We start from the raw sequence: 19,564 nt of genomic DNA, 5'->3' as shown, positions 1-19,564 counted from the left end.
GTTCGGTTCTAAGGACGCGCGACTATGCTACCGACCGACAGTCGGGTTCAATTTCTTTCGGAATAAACGTCGAGGTTGGGGCCTATCCCGCCAAGGCGGTGTCGACCTCGGCACGGATACGATGGGCCGCCTGTTCCTTGACCGGCCCGTAGCCGCGAATCTGCATCGGCTTTTCCATGGTCGAGCAAAGAGCGTCATGGCTTTCAGACGAAAGGCGTGACAGGCAGTGCTCCACCGCCCGCTCGTACCAGCCGATCAGTTCGCGTTCCATGCGGCGCTCGGCAGTGTAGCCGAACAGGTCGAAGGGCGTGCCCCGCAGCCGCTTCATCCGCGCCAGCGCGGCAAACGGCAGCCTGATCCAGGGGCCGAATTCCCGCTTCAGCGGACGCCCGCGCGCATCCTTTTCGGAGGCAAGGAATGGCGGCGCGAGGTGATGGACAATGCGGAAGTCGCCTTCGAACTGCTCCCTCAACCCGTCGGCAAAGCCAGTCTGCGTGTGCAGGCGCGCCACCTCGTATTCGTCCTTGTAGGCCATCAGCTTGAACAGCGAGCGCGCCACGGCCATAGTCAGTCGGTCGGATCCGAGCGATGCCTCCGCTTCGCGCACCTTGTCGACAACTTCCCGGTATCGCAGCGCATAGGCGGCATCCTGATACTGCGTGAGGAAATCAGCGCGGCGGCCGATCATCTCGTCAATCGTTTCGGGCTTCGGCTTTTCCGGGCGTAAAAGGGCGACCAGCCGTTCCGGGTTGGCGGCAGCAACCCGTCCAATGAGAAGCGCGCGATGGTTGGCCTCGACGGCGACGCCGTTCAGCTCGATGGCCTGTGCAAGCGCAGCAGCGCCGACTGGCACGAGCCCCTTCTGCCAGGCGAAGCCAAGCATCATGACGTTGGCGAAGACCGCGTCGCCCATGAGCGTCTCGGCAAGCTGGTTGGCATCGACTGCCGACAGGCGCTCGGCACCGATGACATTGGTGATCGCCGTGACACGTCGGTCGACCGCGAGGTCGGCGTCGCGCCGGCGCACTATGTCGCCGGTCGGCATCTTGGCGAGATTGACCGCCGCCCGCATTTCAGGCCTATAGCTGGCCGAAGCCTTGGGCGACGACGAGACGACGATATCGCAACCGATAAGCGCATCCGCCGCGCCGCGGTCGATGCGCACCTGGTTGATCGCAGCTGGTTTCGACGCGATGCGAACGAATGAGAGCACCGGGCCGAATTTCTGCGCGAACCCGGTAAAGTCGAGCACCGAAGAACCCTTCGCCTCCAGATGTGCCGCCATGGTGACAAGCGCTCCGATGGTCACCACGCCGGTTCCGCCGACGCCGGTGATCAGCAGGTCGTAGGGTTTGTCGAGCGCCGGAAGTTCCGGCTCTTGCAGATCACTGGCCAAGGCGGTGAGATCGAGCTCTCGCCCGGTCCGCTTCCGCCGCACTGCCCCTTCCAGCGTCACGAAGCTGGGGCAGAAGCCATTCACGCAAGAAAAGTCCTTGTTGCAGGACGACTGGTTGATGCGCCGCTTGGTCCCGAACTCCGTTTCGACCGGCTCGACGGACAGGCAGTTGGATTCCACAGAACAATCGCCACAACCTTCGCAGACCAGTTCATTGATGACGACCACCTTGCCGGGGTCGGCCATCGTGCCGCGCTTGCGCCGCCGGCGCTTTTCCGTGGCGCAGGTCTGCTCGTAGATGAGTACGGATACGCCCTCGACGTCGCGCAGTTCGCGCTGCACCGCATCGAGTTCACGGCGATCATGGATGGTCACGCCTGGCGGAAAATCGCCGGAATGAAACTTGGCCGGATCGTCGCTAACCAGCGCGATGCGTTCAACGCCCTCCGCGCGAACCTCCTGCGCGATCGCCTGCACGCTGACCGGCCCGTCAACCGGCTGGCCGCCGGTCATTGCGACCGCGTCGTTGTAGAGAATCTTGTAGGTGATGTTGGCCTTTGCCGCGATGGCCTGCCGGATCGCCATCGAACCGGAGTGGTAATAGGTCCCCTCGCCCAGATTCTGGAAGATGTGCCCCTTGCCGGTAAACAGCGACGAAGCCGCCCAGTTGACGCCCTCGCCACCCATCTGGATCAGCGAACTCGTTTCGCGATCCATCCAGCTCGCCATGAAATGACAACCGATCCCGGCCAGCGCCTTTGAACCCTCGGGGACCTTGGTCGAGGTGTTGTGCGGGCAGCCGGAACAGAAATAGGGCGTGCGCGTCGCACCCTCGACGCTGATGGAAATCGCTGGCTCGCCGGCGATGCGCGCCGCGCGTTCGGCAAAGCCCTGCCCCGGAAAGATCCCGTCCAGCCGCTTTGCCACCAGAGGCACGAGCTGGCGCGGCGACAGTTCGCCGGTCCACGGGATCAGCCTTTCGCCGTTCTCGTCGCGCTTGCCGACCATGCGCTTCGGCTTGTCGCCCGGCCAGTCGTAGAAATATTCCTTGAACTGGCTCTCGATGATGCCGCGCTTTTCCTCGACGACCAGCACCTCCTCCTTGCCGCGCACGAAGTCGAGCGCGTCGCGCCGCGCCAGCGGCCACACCATGCCGACCTTGTAGATGTCGATGCCGAGTTCGCGGCATTCGCTTTCACCAATTCCGAGCAGGCGCAGCGCCTCCATCAGGTCGAGATGGCCCTTGCCGGTGGTGACGATGCCGAACCGCGCGTGCTTCACGTCGTAGATGTGACGGTCGATCGGGTTTGCCTCAGCGAAAGCGAAGACCGCCTGCTTCTTCGCCTCCATACGCTCCTCGATCTGCCGGCCGGGCAGATCGGGCCAGCGATAGTGGAGCCCTGCGGGTGGCGGCATGAAATCGGGCGTATTGAACAATCGGTCGGGTTTCAGCTCGAACGACGCGGCCGATTCCACCGTTTCAGATACGGCCTTGAAGCCGACCCACATGCCGGAAAAGCGCGACAGCGCGTAGCCGTATTCGCCGAACTCCAGATATTCGGACACGCTTGCGGGGTTCAGCGTCGGCATGAACCACGCCATGAAAGCGACGTCGGACTGATGCGGCATGGACGACGAGACGCAGCCATGGTCGTCACCGGCAACCACGAGCACCCCGCCATTCGATGACGAGCCATAGGCGTTACCGTGCTTGAGGGCATCGCCGGCCCGGTCGACGCCAGGTCCCTTGCCATACCACATGGCGAACACGCCTTCGACCTGCCGGTCCGGGTTGGTCTCGACCTGCTGCGAGCCCAGAACGGCGGTCGCTGCAAGGTCCTCGTTGACTGCGGGCAGGAACTCGATGCCGGCATCGGCAACGAGGCGCTTGTTGCGCCATATTTCCAGATCAAGCCCTCCCAGCGGCGAGCCGCGATAACCGGAGATGAAACCGCCCGTCTTGCGGCCCTGCGCACGGTCGCGTCGCGCCTGGTCCAGCGCAATGCGCACAAGCGCCTGCGTTCCGGTCATGAAGACGCTGCCGTTGGTCTGCGTGTAGCGATCTTCCAGGCGATAGCGTGTGAGGTCGCGAAGCGGCGCGTGCGCGGTCATGGGTGCCTCCCTGAGGTGCCTTTCCCCATTCTAACGCGCCTGTAGCGGTAGAACTTGCCAGATTTCCGCAAAGAAGGCACAAATCCGGTAAGAATGACCAGATCAGCATAAAGATTGAAAGAAATAACCACAGGGAAAAAAAGATATGGAGGAACTGACGGAACAGGATCGCCGTCTGCTGCGCATTCTTCAGGACAATGCGCGCATCTCCAACCAGGACCTTGCGGAACAGGCGAGCATGTCGCCATCAGCTTGCTGGCGACGCGTCAGGGCACTGGAGGATGCCGGCGTGATACGACGCTATGCGGCGATCCTCGATGCGGCCCGCGCCGGCCAGAAGTTCCACGCAATTGCACATGTGTCTCTGACCAGGCACGACCACAGCCACGTCGACACTTTCATCGCCGAGGTGCGCAGGCGACCGGAAGTGCTCGACTGCTTCGCCACCACAGGCGAGGCCGACTATCACCTACGTGTGGCCTGCGAGAATCTCGACGCCTACAACCGGTTCCTGGAAGGCTTCCTGTTTCGCCTGCCGGGCATCGCCAATGTCCGCACCAACCTCGTGCTCAAGGACATCAAGCAGGAAACGGCGCTGCCGCTGTAGCCCGCCAGCGCGGGATAAGACATTTTTCACCACGCGGCGAGCTTTCGCACGACCTATACACTTCGGCAGTCACCCGCATGGTAGAAACGCGGAAATCCGTAGGGTGTGCGAAGTTGATCGATAGGGATTCGCTCTTCATTGCGGCAGGCCTGTGCGCTGCGGCGCTGGCTCTGCCGATGCTTAGTGTCTGGATTCACAATCGCTCCGACCGCTTCCTGATAGGCTGGGCGGCCGGCATGCTCCTGCTCGCGACCGGTGTGATCCTCTATTCCGTGCTGCCGCCTGACAACATGGCGATTGCTGCCACGGCGTTCACGATGGAAATCGTCGGCTTCGTGATCGTGTTCGTTGCCGCCCGGCAGTTCGCCGGCAGGGAAACCTCCCTCTTGCAGGTGATGCTGCTGTTGCTGACGGCAGTCTCTGTCGGAGTCCCGATCGCGCTCGGCTTCGACGGGTTCGGCATCATGATCTACAACTTTCTCGCAGGCGGGTTTCTCGCCGCGAGCGCGGGCCAGTATTGGACGACCCGCTCCGAAGCGCCTTCATCGATGGCGCTCCTTTGCCTGCTCTACGTACTGGCAGCCCTCTCTTTCTTTGCCTGTGGCGCCGTGCTTCTGCATGAGGCCGAATGGATCATGGGGCGCAGGCCTGACAACTGGGCAGAACAGTTCAACGCCATCATGTGCATAATCGGCATAACCGGGGTCGGCGCGCTTTCTCTCGGCCTCAACCATGCGCGCGCGGCGCGGCGGCACAGGCAGGAGGCCCGCACCGACATTCTGACCGGCCTGCTCAACCGCCGCGCCCTGTTCGACAGCATGTCGGCACAGGACCTTCAACCCGGACACGCCGTGGTGGCTTTCGACCTTGATGACTTTAAGGCCATCAACGACCGCCACGGCCATGCGATCGGGGATGAAGTCCTGCGCCGTTTCGCCGACGCCATGCGTGTGGCCCTGCGGGAGGACGACATTGCCGCCCGGATCGGCGGTGAGGAGTTCGTCCTCGTATTAAGGAATGCATCTTCCCTGCTTGCCACCAGCACGGCGGAGCGCATTCGCGCCATCTTCGCGCAGAGCCGGGTCGAAACAGCGAACGGTTTGATTTCCGGCACCGCCAGCGCCGGCGTCGCGCTTGTCCAGATCCAAAGCGAAAGCTTCGAAAGCGTGCTTCACCGCGCGGACACGTCGCTCTACAGAGCCAAGGATAGCGGACGCGACAAGGTCGTGGCCGAGCTTCAAGCTGTCGCCTGAAACCCCGACAAGGTCAGCCGACGAAGGCGCGTTCGACCACGAATTCCGCAGGCTTGTTGTTGGCCCCTTCGGTGAGGCCGAAGGTTTCGACGAGCGCCTTGACGTCCCGGATCATATCCATCGAGCCGCAGATCATCACGCGGTCGACAGCCGGATCGAAGGGCTGCACTTCAAGATCGGTGAAGAGCTGTCCGCTTTCGATCAGCGTGGTGATACGACCCATCTTGGGGTGGTTCTCACGCGTCGTCGTGGCGTAGTGCGTGAAACGGCCGGCCGCCAGTTCGCCGATCAGCGGGTCGTCGACCAGTCCTTGGGCGAGGTCGTTACCGTAGACGAGTTCGGCCACGTCGCGACAGGTGTGGGTCAGGATGACCTGTTCGAACTTCTCGTAGGTCTCGGGATCACGCATCAGGCTGGCGAACGGTGCGATGCCGGTGCCCGTCGAGATCATCCACAGCCGCTTGGCGGGCGTCAGCGCGTCGAGCACCAGCGTGCCCGTCGACTTCTGGCGCATCAACACCGTGTCGTCAGGCTGGATCTTCTGCAGGTGCTGGGTCAGCGGACCGTCCGGAACCTTGATCGAGAAGAACTCGATCTCCTCGTCCCATGCAGGGCTGGCGATGGAGTAGGCGCGGAACACCGGCTTCTCGGCGTTGGGCAGGCCGATCATCACGAATTCGCCAGAGCGGAAACGGAAGGCCTGGGGACGTGTGATCCGGAACGAGAACAGCCGGTCGGTATAATGGCGGACCGAGACCACGCGCTCGGCATATACACCGGCGGGAATTGGAAATTCGGTCGGCCGTGCTGAACCGACTTCCTGGCGCGCGGCTGTGTTCATTCCTTTGATCCTGCTGCTTGAAATGGTGCCGGAGAAAAGAGGTCGCGGCTGTTGCAAGGTCTGTGCTTGCCAGTCAAGTTTATTAGTATACAAATGATTATTACGTCAAGGCAGCACAGTAGGGCGGCTTTCCAAATTGCGCGTCTTCAGCAGATTCTCTATCCCGGAATTGCGCCATGATTGAGAAAGATGCCACAGCAGGCACGGTTGCGGGGATCGACGTCGGCGGAACCTTCACGGACCTGCTCCTGATCGATGGCGCCGAAGACGGCAGGGTGCGCATCGCCAAGGTGCCCACCACCGTCGAAAACCAGGCGTTCGGCGTGGTCGCGGCGCTCGAGGCCACCGGCAAGGCTATCTCCGAAATCGACCTCATCGTCCACGGGACCACCACGACGACCAATGCGGTGCTGGAGCGGCGCCTTGCCAGGACCGGCATGATCACCACAGCCGGCTTCCGCGACGTGATCGAACTCGGCCGGCGTACCCGCCCGCAACCCTACGGCATGACGGGTGTGTTCGTGCCTGTCATCCCGCGCGACCTTCGGCTGGAGGTTCCAGAGCGGATGGAGGCGTCCGGCAGCGTCCGCATTCCGCTGGATGAGCAGGCCGTGCGCAAAGCAGTCCAACACCTGCTGGACGCTGGCTGCGAGTCGCTGGTGATCCATTTCCTTCACGCCTACGCCAATCCGGCGCACGAGCTGCGCGCTGCCGAGATCGCCCGCTCGATGTGGCCCAACGAGCATGTGACGACGGGTCATTCGCTGCTGTCGGAGGCCCGCGAGTTCGAGCGCGGCGTAACCGCCGCCGTCAACGCTTCCGTGCAGCCGATCCTCAAGCGCTACATCGGCAGGCTTGCGGATGAACTGAACGCGCGGGGCTACGCGCGCGACTTCCTCGTCATGAACGGCAATGGCGGCATGATCTCGGCGCGTTTCGTCACAGAGGAGGCGGCAAAAACCGTCATGTCTGGACCGGCCTCCGGCGTCATGGCCGCCGCCTATACGGCGCGCCGCGCCGGTTTCCCGCACGTAGTCACCTACGACATGGGCGGCACCTCGACGGATGTCGCGCTGATCCGCAACGCCCGCCCGGCGGTCTCCAATGAGATCGAGATCGAATATGCGATGCCGATCCATGTCCCGATGGTCGACGTGCATACGGTCGGTGCCGGGGGCGGTTCGATCGCACGCATCGATGACGCAGGCCTCATCCGCGTGGGCCCGGAGAGCGCAGGCGCGACCCCCGGCCCGATCTGCTACGGTCGTGGAGGCACGGAACCGACCGTTTCGGACGCAAATCTGGTGCTCGGGCGGCTGAACCCGAACCGGCTGCTGGCTGTCGAAAATCCGGTTTCTGTCGAAGCCGTCACCGACATTTTCGCTGAACGGATCGGTCGCAGGGCCGGCCTGGACGGCGTTGGCGCTGCGGGCGCGGTGTTGAAACTTGGCAACCTGAAAATGGCAGGCGCGATTCGTATGGTCTCAGTCGCCAAGGGGCACGACCCGCGCGACTTTGCGCTCTTCGCATTCGGTGGAGCCGGACCGCTGCACGCTGCAGCCCTCGCACGCGAACTCTCGATCCCGAAGGTGATCGTACCGGCGCGCCCGGGTATCACCAATGCGCTCGGCTGCGTGGTGGCGGACATGCGGCACGATTTCGTGCGCACGGTGAACGTCCCGGTGGCCGAGATTGACGAAGCCGAGCTTGCCGCCATTCTGGCAGCACAGGCCGACGAAGGCCGCACGCTGATCGCCAAGGAGGCGGTGAAGCCGCAGACGCTGCGCTTCGTGCACTCCGCCGACATGCAGTTCGTCGGCCAGACACATCTCATCAACGTCGCGCTCCCGAGCGCCACAGTGTCGGCCGCCGAGTTGCAATCGCTCTTCGAGGCCGCCTACTTCGCCCGTTTCAAGGTGTCGTTGCCGGAAATTCGCGCCAACCTCGTCAACCTCAACACCTCGGTCATCGGCGAACGCCGCGAGATCGACCTGTCGCTGCTGATCGACCCCGCGGGCCGGACGGCAACACTCACTGAGGCGCAGACGGGAACGCGACCCGTCTGGTTCGACGGAAGCTGGATCGAGACCCCGGTCTACGCCCGCGAAAAGCTGCCGCTCGACGCGACAATCACAGGACCTGCGATCCTCGAGCAGCTCGATGCCACCACGGTTGTGGAACCCGGCGACCGTGTCACCCAGGACGCCGACGGCAATCTGATCATCGAGGTGGGAGCATGACCCTCGACGCCATCACGCTTTCGGTCATCGAAGCCGCCTTGCAGCAGGCGTGCGACGAGATGGACCTCGCCTTTTCCCGATCCGCCTTCTCGCCGATCATCGCCGAGGCGAACGACCGGTCCGACGGCATCTATGCGGCAGATGATGGATCGCTGATCGCGCAGGGTGTCGGCGGCCTGCCGGTGTTCGTCGGCGTCATGCAATATTCCACACGGACGCTCATCGAGATGATCCGCGACGGCCGCTGCCTGCCACCGGAGGAAGGCGATATCTACATCGTCAACGACCCCTATCTCGGCGGCACCCACCTGATGGACGTGCGTTTCGCCATGCCGGTATGGCGAAACGGCGAGATTTTCTGCTGGCTGTCCAATACGGGCCACTGGCCCGACATCGGCGGTGCGGTGCCGGGCGGGTTTTCGGCTTCCGCAACGGCGGTCGAGCAGGAGGGCCTGCGCCTGCCGCCGGTTAAGCTATTCAAGAAAGGCGCGCTCGACCCCGAGATCTACGCGATCATTACGTCCAACATCCGGATTGCCGAACAGCGCATCGGCGACATCAAGGCCCAGGCCGCCGCTCTCCAGGTCGGCCAGTCGCGGCTGTTCGAAATCCTCGACCGTTACGGCGACGAAACTGTCAACGAGGCCATTGCCGAACTGCGCCGCCGCGCTGCCGTACAGATGCGCGCAAAGATCGCGGCCATCGAAGACGGCGTCTACCACGGCCTCGCTTTCGTCGATTCCGACGGCGTCGTGGATCAACCGCTGGAGATCAGGCTCGCGGTCGAGAAGAAGGGCGACACGCTCACCTTCGACTTCGCCGGCTCCAGCCCGCCCTGCATCGGCCCGATGAACTCGGTGCTGGCGACGACGCATTCCTCCGTCTATCTCGCCATGCGCCACATCTTTCCCGATGTTCCGATCAGCGCCGGCGCGTTCGAGCCGCTAGTGATCCGGCGCCCTGAAGGTACGTTCCTCGACGCGCAGTATCCGCGCCCGGTTTCCGGCTGCGCGGCGGAAGTCTCGCAACGCATCGCGGAAGCGGTATTCTCCGCCATGGTAAAAGCATTGCCCGAGCAGGTGACGGCAGCACCCGCAGGCTCGAGCGGCAATTTCGGGCTTGGCGGGTTCGACCCGGTGCGCGGCCGCCCCTTCGTGCTCTACCAGCTCTCCGGCGGCGGCTATGGCGGCAACGCCGACCATGACGGCCTATCCAACGGCTGCTCGACCATCGGCATCTCCAAGTCGCCGCCAGTCGAGATCATGGAGCAGTCCTACCCCATCCTCTATAACCACTATCGGCTCCGGGAAGGCTCGGGCGGCGCCGGCAGGCATCGCGGCGGCTTGGGCCTCGATTACGAGATCGAGCTCTTGCGCGGCGAGGCACGGGCGTCGTTCGTCATGGATCACGGCCGCTACGGGCCGCAGGGCGCACTGGGCGGCCAGGACGGCGCGGTCAACACCGTCACCGTCTATCGCGACGGACAGGCCCACGTGCCGAAGCACCTGTCCAAGGAGCAGGACATTCCGATGAAGGCGGGCGATCGCGTCCGCGTCGGCACGCCCGGCGGCGGCGGCTACGGCCTCCCGTCGGAGCGCGATCCCGAGAGGGTGCGCCACGACGTGCGGCTGGGCTACTTTACCGCCGAACAGGCCGAGCAACTCTTCGGCGTTGCGGCGGGCGACAATGAGGTCGGCAAGTAGCGGTCCTGTCGCCGGCGCGGTTACTTTTCAGCACTATCCGGCCCTGCCAGCGCCAGAATGTCACCGAACACCTCCTCCCACGCCTCGTCGTCGAGGTCGATGAGGTTGAAGGATTTCAGGAAAAACACCCCTTCGCTGGCCAGAAAGGCGAGCCGCGTCCTACGGGCATGCTCGCTCGACGGGTCGAGCCCTTGCAGCCTGCTATTGTACCATTCGCGGCTCTGGGCAACCTGATCCGGCTGCTGCAGCAAGGCGGTCATCATCACCGCCGAGCGTGAAGCCTCGTCCTTGTCGGTGCGCCGCGACGCTTCGATATGCCCGAGGATCACCGTTTCCGGTGCCGGGTTCTCGCCGGCAAAGGCCATCACTTCCTCCTCAAAGGTGTCGCCCCACCGCCGGATCATCGCGCGGATGAGGTTCTCCTTGGAGCCGAAGGCGTATTGCACGCCGCCCTTAGTGATGCCGGCCTCTTTGGCGACGGCATCGATGGTCAGCCCGGAAGCACCCTCGCGCGTCACCACGGCCTCCGCCGCATCGAGCACCTTGTCGCGATCGATCGTTCTCGGTCGGCCCGCCATCCTTACCTCTTTAATTTCAATACGAATGTATTTATATAGGCTGCTCGACATGACCAGCCTGCCATTTGCGGCGGCAAGACCGAGGCCACACCGATGACTTCCAACAACCGCTGGTTCGTTCTGGCGATCGTATCGAGCGCTCTTTTCCTCATCGTTATCGACATGACGGTGCTTTACACCGCACTTCCCCGGCTGACACACGACCTTGGTGCCACCGCGTCGGAAAAGCTCTGGATTGTCAACGCCTATCCGCTCGTCGTGGCAGGGCTGCTGCCCGGTCTCGGTGCCCTGGGTGACCGCCTCGGACACCGGCGCCTCTTCATGGCGGGTCTGGTCGTCTTCGGCGCCGCATCTCTGATGGCGGCGTTTTCGTCAACACCCGCCATTCTCATCGCTGCCCGTGCGCTGCTTGCGGTCGGCGCCGCGATGATGATGCCCGCCACACTCTCGATCATCCGGTTGACCTTCACGGACGAGAAGGAACGCGCCTTCGCGATCGGCATCTGGGCGGCGGTCGCCTCGGGTGGCGCGGCGCTCGGCCCTGTGATCGGCGGCGTGCTGCTCGAATATTTCTGGTGGGGTTCGGTCTTTCTCATCAACGTGCCGATCGTCGTCGCGGCCTTCTTCTTCGCGGCCCTGCTGCTGCCTTCGCGGCCCGGCGACGCCAGCAGACCGTGGGATCTGATCGGCTCGCTGCAGATCATGGTCGGCCTCATCGGCCTTGCCTATGCGATCAAGGAAGTGAGCAAGCGCGAAGCATCCATTGAGGCCTCGCTGGTTGCCGCAGCGATCGGCATTGTCGCGACAGTTCTGTTCGTCAAGCGTCAGCGCACAAGCGCCGCACCGCTCGTCGATTTCTCGCTGTTCCGCAACAGGCGCTTTTCCTCGGGCGTTGCAACTGCTTTGGTCGCTTCGGCCGCGCTCATGGGTGTCGAACTGGTCTTCAGCCAGCGGCTGCAGCTCGTTTCGGGCTTCTCGCCGCTGGAAGCCGGCCTGCTCATCCTTCCGATCCCACTCGCATCGTTCGTCGCCGGCCCTCTCACCGGTCTCGCCCTGCCCCGGCTGGGCAGCGAGCGCATCCTTTCGGGCTCGCTGGCGATCTCAGGTGTCGGCCTGGCGGCATTTCTTCTTTGCTACGACGCCGATCCTGCGATCTGGCTGGCCGCAATGGGTGTCATGGGCTTCGGCATCGGCGCGGCCATGACGGCAGCTTCGAGCGCGATCATGTTGAGCGCGCCGGAAAACCGCGCCGGCATGGCGGCTTCGGTGGAGGAGGTCTCCTACGAACTCGGCGGCGCGATGGGCATTGCCGTTCTTGGCAGCGTGATGTCGGCACTCTATTCGGCCACCCTTGTGCTGCCGACCGACGCCAGCGTGAGCCCGACTGCGCGTGACAGCCTCGACGAGGCGCTGCTGGCTGCCGAAAGCCTCGATCCAGCACTCGCGAAGCAGCTCGTCTTCCTGGCGCGCGCAGCCTTCGACAATGCCTTCGTCGGGGTCGTCGGACTGGCGGTGATCATGCTGCTTGCGACGGCCGCAACCGTCTGGTGGGTAACGCGCCGGCCCACTGCGACCGGTCCCGCGCGCGTGCCGGTCAGGTAAGCTTCGACAGAAGCCGCATCAGCGTGGCCAGTTCACGGTCGTTTAGCGGGGAGGCCGTCTCGTGCGTAATGTGCTTTGCCAGGGGCAACAGCCGTTCCACGGTCGCCTGCCCCTCGGAGGTCAGGCTGACCACCAGCCGCCGCCTGTCCCCGTCATGCCGGGTGAGCGCCACAAGGCCCCGCGCCTTCAGGCGATCGATCACGCCCTTGATGGTCGCCGCATCCATCGCCACTAGCGTGCCGAGCTGGTTTTGCGACGTGTCGCCAACCTCGGCAAGCTTGGCGAGCGCTGCGAACTGCGGCGGCGTCAGCTCGCCGATATGGCGAGCAAAGATCGCGATATGCCGCTGGCTGGCCTTGCGTAAGACGAAGCCGATCTGGTCTTCCAGGTGATAGGGCGGCTGGCCGCTCACCTGAGCCCATCCTCGCCCTTGACCTGCCATGCTTCCAGTCCACCCATGCGGGAATGGATGCGTCCGCCGCAAGCCATCGCAAGGCAGAACAGGATCTCGTTCGGTCGCGGCCCGTCGGGCATGCCCACCACCATCGCGTCGAAGTGGCTGCGCACATAGGCGGCATTGGTGTGTCCGAGTGGCACGTCGAGGCTGGAGCCGAACGCGCCGACCTTCATCGCAGATGGCACGATCGCCTTGGAAGCACCCAGCCGCTCACGCATCGCATAGCCGCCCGGCACGTGCCACAGCGCGCCGTGCTCGATCTCGCCATCGGTGCCGACGATCGCGCCCTTGCCATAGCTGTCGATGACCGAGACATCGCCACCGAGCGCGGCAACCAGCCGGTCGGTCAGCTCCAGCCCCAGCGGCTTCAGATCGTCCATCGCGGGTTGAATGGTCTCGACGAAAGCGCCGGCGAACGGATTCTTCACCAACGCGAGCGCCGCAGCCCTGCGTCGAGGCTCTTCCGGCACCGGCCCGCCGTCATGATGGATCTCTTCGGTCAGCACCGCGATCTTGCGGATGGTGAAATTAGCCATAAGCCGGCTCCTCAATGCTGGTTTTTTGTTCGAGAGCAAGCGCGCCGACGACCCGGCTCCGGCCGTTCAGAAACAGCGCCGCGGAAACGATCAGGCCAGCTGCAACGAACTCGTCGGCGACCCGCACGCCCCCGCGCAGTGCCTCATCCATATCCGCCGAAGACAATCGCCCCACGGCGACGGTGACCGGTCTATCTCCGAGATCGCTATCGGGCGCCAATTCGCTGGCCGGTTGCCGCTCGATTGCCGGGTGGCCGGGCAGGTCGACGGCGTTGGCGATCAGGGTTGCGGCGACATCCGCCGCCGCCGCGGTGCGTGCCAGCACAGTGACGGCATCGGCGATGCCGAGCGAGTGGCTGCGGCCCCGCCAGCCGCTGGTGGCAATGCCGCGCACCGGATCGGATGCAGCGATGGTCACACGGTCGACGACACCATGGCCCGTACCGGCAATGGCCGCCTTCATCGCCGTTCCGGGTGCAAGGTGCATGGCGATGTCGCCACCATCGTTGACATAGGCGCGGGTAAGTCGTCGCCCTTTCACCATCGCGGCCACCATCTCGTCGGCCACCGCTCCCGCCACTGCCGCCATCGGCGTGACGAACCGGTCGGAGAACGGCACGGAAGCCGCCTCCATGCGTCGCGCCGTGGGGCCACGAAACGCACGGGGCTGAACATTGGTCGGTCGCCGCAATTCAACGAGTTCGGCAACCAATTCCTCCAGAACGGTAGCGAAACGATCCTTTGCCTGCGCATATGCAGTCGCCACTTCGGCGGTGTCACCGAAGGCTTCGACGATCAGGTCTATCGGGCCATGGTTGAGGTGTAGCCGCCGGCCGTCGGGCAGCATTGCCGCCTGTGCGCCACTCATGTCGACCGCTCGCGCCGAAGCTGCTGAAGCAGGGGCCACGGATTGTCTGGCATCGCACCATGGACGGCGCGGTCGTTGAAATACTCGCCGCCTGCACGCTGCACGTCGTCGACGGAGCGCACATGTCCGGCATAACCGCCCAGCGCTTCGTAGTGCTCGCGCCGTAAGGTGAACTCGATCGGCGCGACGAGCGCCGGCGTCGGCACATAGCCGAACGCGTTTTCCGGCAGCCGCGTCACGTCGACCATCAGCGTGATGCCGCCGCCGGGCCAGACATAGGCCGGTGCACCGCCACAAGTGACGTAGGTCTGCAGGCGCTGCACCGAACGCGTCAGGTTCACCGGGTTCTCGGTCACGCCCGCCCGCAGGCTGCCGCCGGCACCACCCATGAAAAGCACCGTGCACAGCGCCGGCTCGCAATTTTCCTCGATCAGTTCGACGGACCGTCGCAGCCTGTCCGGAAACGGCTTTTCCACCGGCGTCAGCGTCTCGTCGAGTTCGTAATAGCCAAACTGCTCGCCCGTGGTGGAGACCATCAGCAACGAAAGGCCGGGGCGCGCGCCTTTCTTTTCGTTCCAGGGTCCGAGGATTTCGAGCGGATCGGAGATTGTCGTGCCACCCCATCCAAGCCCCGGCTCGGAAACCTTGAAATAGCGCCCGGGCGTCGAGCGGCGGCCGAGGATCTTGATGCCGGTGTCGGGCCAGTCAATCACCTTGCCCGCCTGATGCTCGGAAACGACGCCCGTAATGTGATCGTCGACGACAACGACCTCGTCGACCAGACCTTTCCACTGCGTGGCGAACATGCCGATCGTCGCAGAGCCGCAGCCGACCCGCATCCGGTGCTCAACCGCGCCGTCGATCACCGGCGGCTTGCCCGCCTGCACAACAATCGTCGAGCCCTCGTCGATCGTCAGTTCGACCGGCTGGCGATTGCACAGCGCCAGCAGCGTATCGCAGGTGATGCGCCCTTCCGGTTTCGAACCGCCCGTCAGGTGTCGCACGCCGCCCAGCGACAACATCTGCGAACCGTATTCGGCGGTGGTGACATGGCCGACCGGCTCTCCTCCAGCCCGCACGGTCGCGGTCTCGGGGCCGAGATGGCGGTCAGTGTCGATCTTCACCTTGACGCCGCAATAAGAGAAGATGCCTTCCGTGACGACCGTCACCAGATCGACGCCCTCAACCTCCTGGCTGACGATGAAAGGCGCGGGCTTGTAGTCCGGATAGGTCGTGCCAGCCCCGATGCCGGTCACGAAGCGTCGGGCGCGGTTGACGGGATTACCATCCCATTCTTCGCCGGCGAAAGACACGACCTCGCCGCCGCTTTCGGCCCGGTGTTCGAGGATCGTCACTGGATCGCACCGCACGATCCGGCCGCCGAAATTGCCGTAGCGATCGCAGGCACCGGTGCGCCCCTCGGCGATGTAGCACATTACCGGGCAGGCATCGCAGCGCAGCTTCTCGCCAACCTTCGGCTGACCGGGATCGTGTGTTTCGAAACGTTCGGACAGTTCGCTCATGACGCGACCGGCGCTGTTGCTGTGCTTGCATGGCAGAGAGACGATAATGCCCTACGTTGGTCCTGCCGGACGTCTCCCCCACGAGGGGGGAGATTGGCAAGTTCGCCGCTGGCATCCGTACTGCCGCGTTGGCTATTGGCGAAAACTGCTAGGCCGCCTGATCTCCCCCCTCGTGGGGGAGATGTCCGGCAGGACAGAGGGGGGCGCGAAGGAACGCAAGGTTCTTTGCCGAAAGCTCTCATCCTCTTGCCGCGTTGATCGCCGCCAGAACCCGGTCGGGGGTGGCCGGTACTTTGGTGATCTTCGCCCCCGAAGCATCGCGGATCGCGTTGAGTATCGCCGGTGCGGTGGGTATCAGCACATGCTCGCCAAGCCCCTTCGCCCCGTAGGGACCTTCGGCATCGGGCACCTCCACCAGGATCGTCTCGATCGGCGGCACGTCGCCGATGGTCGGGATAAGATAGTCATGCAGGTTCTCGGTGCGGCCTGGAACATATTCTTCCATCAACGCAAGGCCGATGCCCTGCGCGATGCCGCCCTCGACCTGCCCCTCGGCGAGCAGCGGGTTGATCGCCCTGCCGACATCGTGCGCGGCGGTGATCTTGATAAGCTTTACCGTGCCGAGGCGCATGTCGACTTCCAGTTCCGCCATCTGCGCACCCCAGCCATAGACGGCGTAAGGCTTGCCCTGCCCCTTGGCGTCGAGCGGCACGGTCGGCGGGTCGTAGCTTTCGCAGGCAGCAAAGACGAAGCCGTCGGCATCCGTGGGCAGTTCGGCAAGCGCTATAGTCCGGCTCGCCTCGCCTTCGCGAACCGTGAGCATGCCATCCTTCAGCGACAGCTCGGCGGCATCCGACACATTGGCAAAGCGCAAAACCCTCTCGCGCAGCGCCTTGCCCGAAAGTTCGGCGGCACGGCCGGAAATATAGGTCTGCCGCGAACCCGAGGTCTTGCCTGCATCGGGTGTCAGCGCGGTGTCGCCATAGATGAAATCGAAGCTTTCGAGCGGCAGGCCGAGCGCTTCGGCCGCGATCTGCGGGATGACGGTGTTGGAGCCCTGCCCGATATCCACCGCGCCCTGATGCATGACCACGCGACCGCCGGCAGCGATGCCCATCTTGATCGTCGAAGGGTTGGCGATGCCAGTATTGCCGCAACCGTACCAGCATGACGCCACGCCAACGCCGCGCCGGCGATGTCGGTTTTCGGCATTGAAGGCGTCGGCATCTTTCATCGCGCGCGCCCAATGCGGTTCCAACGCTTCCAGACAGGCGGCGATGCCAATGCCGCTATCCATCACGTGGCCGCAGACCGTCGGCTGGCCGTCGCGCAGAGCATTCCGCAGCCGGAATTCGAGCCGGTCGACATCGAGTTTCAAGGCAAGTTCGTCGTAGAGCGTTTCCTGCATCAGCGCGGCCTGCGGCACGCCGAAGCCGCGGAATGCGCCCGAGATAGGACCGTTCGTGTGGATTGCGCGTCCGAGCGCGCGGTAGCTCGGCGTGTAGTAGGGTCCCGAGGCGTGCACGGGCACGCGGGTTGCCACGGTCGGCCCCCAGCTTGCGTAGGCCCCCGTATTGAAGTCGCCTTCGAACACCATGCCAACGACACGACCCTCCGCGTCCGCACCGATGGTTGCCGACATCACGGCGGGGTGCCGCTTCGTCGTCGATGCCATCGACTCCTGCCGCGTATAAGTGAGCGCCGCCGGGCGACCGGTTTTCAGCGCCACGAGCCCGATCAGCGGCTGCACCGAAAGATCTAGCTTCGAGCCGAAGCCACCGCCGGTCGCGGTCGGGATGATACGGACTTTTTCTGCTGGCAGGCCGAGGATAGCGGCGGTGTCGTCGCGATCCATGATCGGCGACTGCGTGCACGCCTTGATGACCAGCACATCGCCATCCATGAATGCATAGCCGGCTTCCGGCTCTATATAGGCGTGTTCGACATAGGAGGTCTCGAGCGAACCGGCGGCGGTGACTGCGGCGGATGCGAGCGCCGCATCCGCGTCGCCGCGCTCCACGGTGCCTTCGAGCAGCACGTTGCCCTTGCGATCTTCATGCAGCGCCGCGAACCCGTTCCGGGCCTCGGCAACCGTCAGCGCATGGGCCAGTTCCTCCCAGGCAATCGGAAACGCAGACAAGTCCAGGGCCGCAATCGCATTCCGTTCACCGGCAATCGCGGCAACCGCCTCGCCGCGGAACAGCGCGGTGCCGTCTGCGAGCGCCGGCTGGTCGGCAAAGGGCGGGATGACGCCGAAGCGGTTACGACCGGGAATTTCGGCTGCGGTGAAGACACCAACAATGCCGGGATGCGCTTTCACGAATGCGTCGAGGTCGCCGAAGGTGAAGCGCGCATGCCAGTAAGGCGAGCGCACCACCGCGACCGAGAGAGCGTCTTCGGGCCGCTCATCGGCGCCGAAAAGATCGTCGCCGCGCACCTTGGGCTCGCCGTCGAGCCGGGGGATCGCTGCCCCGACGCCGGCGAGCGCGACCGGTGGCGGTGCCCCGGCAGTGCCCACATCCATCACCGCCTTGACGATCTTGCGATAGCCTGTGCAGCGGCACAGCACCCCGCCCAACGCGTCCTGCACTTCAGCTTCGCTGGGCCTCGGGTTCGCTTCAAGCAGCGCCGTGGCGGTGACCAGCAGACCCGGCGTGCAGATCCCGCATTGCGCAGCACCATGACGCAGGAACGAATCCTGCAAGGCGGAAAGCCGTCCGTTAGCGAGCCCCTCCACCGTGCGCACGCTAGCGCCTTCCATACCTGCCGCAGGCACCAGGCAAGCGCAGACCGGCGCGCCATCCACCAGCACGGTGCAGGCGCCGCAATCGCCGGCGTCGCACCCCACCTTGGTGCCGGTCAGATGAAGTTCTTCGCGCAGCACAGACGACAGCCGCGCAAGCGGCGGCACCTCAACCTGCCGCGCTTCGTCATTGACCGTGAAGCTGACGGAAAGACGGTCCATGCTCATGCCGCGACATCCTCGGTCTTGCCGCTGGCGGCGAGCGCACCGACTAGCGCGCGCAGGACGATCTCGCGCGCTGCTTTTCGGCGATATTCGGCACTGCCGCGCACATCGTCGATCGGCGTCAGCTCTGCAAAATCGTGGGCCTCGACCAAGCGGGCGACATCGCCCGGAGCAACAGCTTGGCGCAGCCGTTCTTCGAGCGCCTGAAGTCGCGTCGCCACGGCGGAACAGGCGCCGACCGACAGCGCGACATCCGACAGCTTGCCTGCCTCGTCGACGACGACGCGGGCTGCCGCCATGGCGATCGAGATGACGAGATAGCGCCGCGCGCCAAGCTTGACGAAATACGAATTGCCAATGGCGGCCTCTTTGGGCACCCGCACGGCCGTCAGCAACTCGCCCGGTGCACGCGCCGTCCGCCGGTTGCCGAGGATGAAGTCGGACAGCCCGACCACGCGCTCGCCGCCGGCCGAGCGCAGCACCACCTCGGCTGAGAGCGTGAGCAGCGGCGGCACACCGTCAGCGGCCGGCGAGGCGTTGCACAGATTGCCGGCAATCGTGCCGCTGTTCTGGATCTGGATGGAGCCGACTTCCCGCGCCGCGAGCTTCAGCGCGTCGAAGGCGGGCGGCATGTCGGCACGGATGATATCCGTCCAGGTCGCGCGGGCGCCAAAGATGTAATGGCTGTCGGTCTGCGAGATATGCCGCAGTTGCTGCAGCCCGTTGAGATCGAGCACGTGGTCTTTGATGGGTCGATTGCCCTGCGCCGGATAAAAGTCCGTACCCCCGGCCAGAAGCGTCCAGCTTCCATCGGCCAGTAGCGCGAGTGCCTCGTCAATCGACTTCGGTTTCGCGTATCGCATCGTTCCTGCTCCCGACA

Annotated in this window: 14 protein-coding genes; 5 read left to right on the top strand and 9 right to left on the bottom strand. The window is 64.4% G+C overall.

Annotated elements, in window-relative coordinates; translation table 11 throughout:
* Positions 1-82: 82 nt before the first annotated feature.
* Positions 83-3,508 (bottom strand): indolepyruvate ferredoxin oxidoreductase family protein, encoded by a 3,426-nt coding sequence (locus V1479_RS13290; RefSeq protein WP_368803321.1) that lies wholly within the window; start codon positions 3,506-3,508, stop codon positions 83-85.
* A gap of 145 nt (positions 3,509-3,653) precedes the next feature.
* Here V1479_RS13290 and V1479_RS13285 point away from each other — a divergent pair, with 145 nt between their 5' ends.
* Positions 3,654-4,115, top strand: a complete 462-nt coding sequence (locus V1479_RS13285; RefSeq protein WP_368803320.1) for an Lrp/AsnC family transcriptional regulator — start codon at positions 3,654-3,656, stop codon at positions 4,113-4,115.
* 113 nt (positions 4,116-4,228) lie between these two features.
* The gene (locus V1479_RS13280) at positions 4,229-5,368 is read left to right on the top strand and encodes a GGDEF domain-containing protein (protein WP_368803319.1); all 1,140 of its coding nucleotides are present in this window, start codon (positions 4,229-4,231) and stop codon (positions 5,366-5,368) included.
* Positions 5,369-5,381: 13 nt separating this feature from the next.
* Here the strand turns inward: V1479_RS13280 and V1479_RS13275 are convergent, their stop codons facing one another.
* Positions 5,382-6,209: a ferredoxin--NADP reductase gene (locus V1479_RS13275; protein ID WP_368803318.1), complete on the bottom strand. Its 828-nt coding sequence runs from the start codon at positions 6,207-6,209 to the stop codon at positions 5,382-5,384.
* A 176-nt stretch (positions 6,210-6,385) separates the two neighbouring features.
* Here V1479_RS13275 and V1479_RS13270 point away from each other — a divergent pair, with 176 nt between their 5' ends.
* Both V1479_RS13270 and V1479_RS13265 read left to right on the top strand, forming a co-directional pair.
* Positions 6,386-8,449, top strand: a complete 2,064-nt coding sequence (locus tag V1479_RS13270) for a hydantoinase/oxoprolinase family protein (protein WP_368803317.1) — start codon at positions 6,386-6,388, stop codon at positions 8,447-8,449.
* Positions 8,446-10,152, top strand: a complete 1,707-nt coding sequence (locus V1479_RS13265; protein ID WP_368803316.1) for a hydantoinase B/oxoprolinase family protein — start codon at positions 8,446-8,448, stop codon at positions 10,150-10,152. Before V1479_RS13270 ends, V1479_RS13265 begins: the two co-directional genes overlap by 4 nt.
* Before the next feature lie 20 nt (positions 10,153-10,172).
* Here the strand turns inward: V1479_RS13265 and V1479_RS13260 are convergent, their stop codons facing one another.
* Positions 10,173-10,730, bottom strand: a complete 558-nt coding sequence (locus tag V1479_RS13260; RefSeq protein WP_368803315.1) for a TetR/AcrR family transcriptional regulator — start codon at positions 10,728-10,730, stop codon at positions 10,173-10,175.
* A 93-nt stretch (positions 10,731-10,823) separates the two neighbouring features.
* Here V1479_RS13260 and V1479_RS13255 point away from each other — a divergent pair, with 93 nt between their 5' ends.
* Positions 10,824-12,332 carry an MFS transporter gene (locus tag V1479_RS13255; protein WP_368803314.1) on the top strand — a complete coding sequence of 503 codons (1,509 nt, stop codon included), beginning with the start codon at positions 10,824-10,826 and terminating at the stop codon, positions 12,330-12,332.
* On the opposite strand, the gene V1479_RS13250 is transcribed toward V1479_RS13255, so the two are convergent.
* From V1479_RS13250 to V1479_RS13225, 6 genes are all read right to left on the bottom strand, one after another.
* Entirely contained in the window at positions 12,325-12,774 is a 450-nt protein-coding gene (locus V1479_RS13250) for a MarR family winged helix-turn-helix transcriptional regulator (RefSeq protein WP_438620525.1), read from the bottom strand. The genes V1479_RS13255 and V1479_RS13250 overlap by 8 nt on opposite strands.
* Positions 12,741-13,325: an amino acid synthesis family protein gene (locus V1479_RS13245; protein WP_368803312.1), complete on the bottom strand. Its 585-nt coding sequence runs from the start codon at positions 13,323-13,325 to the stop codon at positions 12,741-12,743. Before V1479_RS13245 ends, V1479_RS13250 begins: the two co-directional genes overlap by 34 nt.
* Complete coding sequence (locus V1479_RS13240; RefSeq protein WP_368803311.1) at positions 13,318-14,193, bottom strand: UPF0280 family protein; 876 nt, start codon at positions 14,191-14,193, stop codon at positions 13,318-13,320. Before V1479_RS13240 ends, V1479_RS13245 begins: the two co-directional genes overlap by 8 nt.
* Positions 14,190-15,716, bottom strand: coding sequence for a 6-hydroxynicotinate reductase (locus V1479_RS13235; protein ID WP_368803310.1), 1,527 nt, complete (start codon positions 15,714-15,716; stop codon positions 14,190-14,192). Before V1479_RS13235 ends, V1479_RS13240 begins: the two co-directional genes overlap by 4 nt.
* Before the next feature lie 238 nt (positions 15,717-15,954).
* Positions 15,955-18,687, bottom strand: a complete 2,733-nt coding sequence (locus V1479_RS13230; RefSeq protein ID WP_368803309.1) for a molybdopterin-dependent oxidoreductase — start codon at positions 18,685-18,687, stop codon at positions 15,955-15,957.
* On the bottom strand, positions 18,684-19,547 hold the full coding sequence (locus V1479_RS13225; RefSeq protein WP_368803308.1) for an FAD binding domain-containing protein: 864 nt from the start codon (positions 19,545-19,547) through the stop codon (positions 18,684-18,686). The genes V1479_RS13230 and V1479_RS13225 overlap by 4 nt, the downstream gene beginning before the upstream one ends.
* Positions 19,548-19,564 lie beyond the last annotated feature (17 nt).

Source organism: Neoaquamicrobium sediminum (assembly GCF_040970315.1).
Lineage (GTDB): Bacteria > Pseudomonadota > Alphaproteobacteria > Rhizobiales > Rhizobiaceae > Aerobium > Aerobium sediminum.
Note: the sequence above shows the minus strand (reverse complement) of the source record. Positions and strands in the feature narration are given on the sequence as shown.

Excerpts from the sequence above, each read along its gene's own strand:
- V1479_RS13290 (WP_368803321.1), bottom strand. The coding sequence starts at position 3,508 with ATGACCGCGCACGCGCCGCTTCGCGACCTCACACGCTATCGCCTGGAA.
- V1479_RS13285 (WP_368803320.1), top strand. The coding sequence starts at position 3,654 with ATGGAGGAACTGACGGAACAGGATCGCCGTCTGCTGCGCATTCTTCAG.
- V1479_RS13275 (WP_368803318.1), bottom strand. The coding sequence starts at position 6,209 with ATGAACACAGCCGCGCGCCAGGAAGTCGGTTCAGCACGGCCGACCGAA.
- V1479_RS13270 (WP_368803317.1), top strand. The coding sequence starts at position 6,386 with ATGATTGAGAAAGATGCCACAGCAGGCACGGTTGCGGGGATCGACGTC.
- V1479_RS13265 (WP_368803316.1), top strand. The coding sequence starts at position 8,446 with ATGACCCTCGACGCCATCACGCTTTCGGTCATCGAAGCCGCCTTGCAG.
- V1479_RS13260 (WP_368803315.1), bottom strand. The coding sequence starts at position 10,730 with ATGGCGGGCCGACCGAGAACGATCGATCGCGACAAGGTGCTCGATGCG.
- V1479_RS13255 (WP_368803314.1), top strand. The coding sequence starts at position 10,824 with ATGACTTCCAACAACCGCTGGTTCGTTCTGGCGATCGTATCGAGCGCT.
- V1479_RS13250 (WP_438620525.1), bottom strand. The coding sequence starts at position 12,774 with ATGGCAGGTCAAGGGCGAGGATGGGCTCAGGTGAGCGGCCAGCCGCCC.
- V1479_RS13245 (WP_368803312.1), bottom strand. The coding sequence starts at position 13,325 with ATGGCTAATTTCACCATCCGCAAGATCGCGGTGCTGACCGAAGAGATC.
- V1479_RS13240 (WP_368803311.1), bottom strand. The coding sequence starts at position 14,193 with ATGAGTGGCGCACAGGCGGCAATGCTGCCCGACGGCCGGCGGCTACAC.
- V1479_RS13235 (WP_368803310.1), bottom strand. The coding sequence starts at position 15,716 with ATGAGCGAACTGTCCGAACGTTTCGAAACACACGATCCCGGTCAGCCG.
- V1479_RS13230 (WP_368803309.1), bottom strand. The coding sequence starts at position 18,687 with ATGAGCATGGACCGTCTTTCCGTCAGCTTCACGGTCAATGACGAAGCG.
- V1479_RS13225 (WP_368803308.1), bottom strand. The coding sequence starts at position 19,547 with ATGCGATACGCGAAACCGAAGTCGATTGACGAGGCACTCGCGCTACTG.